1 protein-coding gene is annotated in these 501 nt (G+C 44.1%); it reads left to right on the top strand.

Annotation, left to right across the window (positions count from 1 at the left end):
- The coding region (locus R7Z77_RS28820; protein WP_318137495.1) for a TonB-dependent receptor domain-containing protein at positions 1 to 501 on the top strand (501 nt) is incomplete at both ends.

Genomic DNA, 501 nt, shown 5'->3' with positions numbered 1-501 from the left:
TGGGGACCAGCGAAAGACTACAACCCAGAGAAGAACCCAAGAACAAACATTGGCATCAGCGCAATTGCTCAATATGCATTGAATGCATGGACCTTCGAAGCCAGCGTACGTAATGATGAAAACAACCAGTTTGGCAACAACACTACGTGGCAAACCGCAGCAGGTTGGAAAGTTTACGAAGGATACGAATTAACGCTGAGCCACGGCACTGCATTCCGTGCGCCTAGCTTTGTTGACTTGTATTACCCTGGCTATGAAATGCCGAACTTAAAGCCTGAAGAGACAAAAAACACGGAACTATCGTTATCTGGTGTGGCATCGATTGTTGATTGGACTGTAACTGGGTATTACAACCAAATTGAAAACATGCTGATCTGGAAAGGTGCGGGCATGCAAAACATTGGTGAAGCTGAGATTAAAGGTATCGAACTAGAAGTTAAACTCGATACTGATATTGTCTCTCATGAGTTCTACCTAGATTACAAAGATCCTGTCGACAAG

The organism is Vibrio sp. 1401, from assembly GCF_033340295.1.
This window is presented reverse-complemented; position numbering and strand designations above follow the sequence as displayed.